Source organism: Moorena sp. SIO3I6, from assembly GCF_010672095.1.
Window position 1 is genome coordinate 1 of record NZ_JAAHHU010000782.1, and the last position, 2,217, is coordinate 2,217.

General features: G+C 41.5%; 4 protein-coding genes. 1 reads left to right on the top strand and 3 read right to left on the bottom strand.

Annotated elements, in window-relative coordinates:
• Positions 1-121, bottom strand: a 121-nt coding sequence (locus F6K49_RS42670; RefSeq protein WP_293107520.1) for a PD-(D/E)XK nuclease family transposase, incomplete at its 3' end; no start/stop codon positions are given.
• Positions 122-357: 236 nt separating this feature from the next.
• The gene (locus F6K49_RS42675) at positions 358-522 is read right to left on the bottom strand and encodes a hypothetical protein (protein ID WP_293107514.1); all 165 of its coding nucleotides are present in this window, start codon (positions 520-522) and stop codon (positions 358-360) included.
• 402 nt (positions 523-924) lie between these two features.
• Here F6K49_RS42675 and F6K49_RS42680 point away from each other — a divergent pair, with 402 nt between their 5' ends.
• A complete protein-coding gene (locus tag F6K49_RS42680; protein ID WP_229424163.1) occupies positions 925-1,329 on the top strand; it encodes an AIR synthase-related protein in 405 nt (134 codons plus the stop codon).
• A 70-nt stretch (positions 1,330-1,399) separates the two neighbouring features.
• Here the strand turns inward: F6K49_RS42680 and F6K49_RS42685 are convergent.
• Positions 1,400-2,217, bottom strand: an 818-nt coding sequence (locus tag F6K49_RS42685; protein WP_293107517.1) for an Rpn family recombination-promoting nuclease/putative transposase, incomplete at its 5' end; no start/stop codon positions are given.

The window sequence follows — 2,217 nt, forward strand, 5'->3', positions numbered from 1 at the left end:
CGATGAGAGGTTGATTGTGATAGACAAGAGCATTGAGGAAGCTAATCAGAATCGGCTTACTTTCCTGGGAGGCAAAGATTTTTTTAAAGGCAAAGTCGGTTTTGGGGCTGATGAATTTCATGGCTGAGATTGGGCTGAGGGTGCGTTTACTCAAAAAATTAGTAGACTACAACTATGATACAGCGGTTTGCAATTGCTGTTAGGTACAAATTGCTGGATTTTAGGGAACAGGGAGCAGGGAGCAGGGAGCAGGTAAGAGGGAAGAGGGAAGAGGGAAAAAAATTCTGTTGAGCTTACACTCCCCATCTCCCCACCCTTCCCACACTTCCCTTCTTTTTTACAACTATGATATCGACCCTACTCCTCCTCCTCTTCTTCCCTGACCCAACGCCAAATCAACAAGCAAAGATTCAAGACTATGATTAGGTTTGCATCAAGGAACAAAGCCAGTAACTCCACAACGAACTCTATTAATAGCCAACGTTTTCGGTTGGGATTAGTCTTCTTGGTCATGGCCATCATTGTCAATGTAAATGCTTCTGACTTCTAGCCTATTGACTCAAAAAATAGGTGTATAGTAGTTTGATATAAAAATCTTGAACGGTATTGAATGGAAAATATACCTAAATAAAAACCGAAACTTGAAATAGTAAAAAATACAATATATTAGGCGAAAATAAAAACAAATAAAAATTGGTGATTAGCTAACACAATTTCCAATCTACATGGCAGAATTTAAGTAAGCAAAAATTTAGCAAGTGGTGCGTTACGGGATGGACTTTCCCAACAATAGCTACCGATTAAATCAGGGTGAGCCTTTTGGTGGTGCGTTACGGGACGGACTTTGCCAACACTGACTACCAATAAAATCAAGGCGAGTCCGTCTTATCACGCACCCTACGCAACTGTGCTTCCCTTGCTGATTTGGTACTAGACCTAACCCAAAGTGGGATCGAAATTCACTGTATGCGGGATCTGACTCGTGGTGGTTTGGCCAGTGCTTTAAACGAAATTGCCCTTGGGGCTAATCTTGGCATCCATATTGATGAAAGTCTGATTCCAGTCAAGGAAGATTTACAAGGAGCCTGTGAAATTCTGGGGTTCGATCCGCTTTATGTGGCCAATGAAGGTCGATTTGTGGTTATTTTACCGGAGCAAGAGTCACAAAAGGGTTTGGAGATTATGCGATCGCACTCCTTGGGAAAAGATGCTGGTTTAATTGGCAAGGTAACAGACGAGAATTCCAGTCTAGTCACTATGCAGAGTAAAATTGGTGCAACCAGGGTCGTGGATCTGTTAAGCGGTCAACAATTACCACGTATCTGCTAATAGGTCAGGTTGTGGGATATCAAAACTGGGCAATTCCAGGACTTCAAGGGGTATCAAGATGGGTAGGAGTTTATAAAGATTCAATCTCTTCCCGAGAAAGTTGGGTGATTTTCATAATAGTCTCCACATCTAAACCTTGTTCCCTACAGGAACGGGCGATCGCTATTTTTTCTTCTTTTTTTCCTTGTTGAATACCTTCTTGTTTCCCTTGTTGGATACCTTTTTTCATACCTCGAATTTCTGCCTGTTCCACTTGCCATCTCGTCTCAAACTCTTGGGTACTGAGTATACTGGCTTCGTCACGCTTATTTTTTAGGTAACGCTCGTAAGCTGCTCTTTCTTGTTCTGATAAATTAGTGACTCGCAGCGCCTCCTTCGCTTCTTCTATTCCTTTGGCCGAAAATTCCGTTTTGATATCGCTGTTTTTGAGAAAATAAATCCATTCATCTAAGCTAGTTTTCGCTAATTCCTTAAAATTATTTACTTTCAGCAGGTAGTATTCTGGGAAGATATCTGCTACTTTGTTGATGTGAAATTTGAACTCCTGAGTTTTGGTCGGTTGCAGGATATCCCCAAGATTAGCCCCAACAAACTCTCCGCGATAGGAATAAATATAGTCATCCCCCATCCCCAAGTTAAAGTAGACTATATTAATTGAATATACTTTCTTAATTTCACCATACTCTTGACCTTTTCCTAAGTATTCGGTGACTAACTTAGACGCACCGTAGAGCATACGGTGGAAATAATCGTGTTGAGGGTTGTTTTGTACTTCAATCAGGACGAGCTCGCCATCAGTGGTTTCAGCGAGAATATCAACTCGGTTGGTTTTCTCATCGAGGGTCTCTTGATTAGCTTCGCTTTCGAGAAGGGTTTTGATGGTAATAT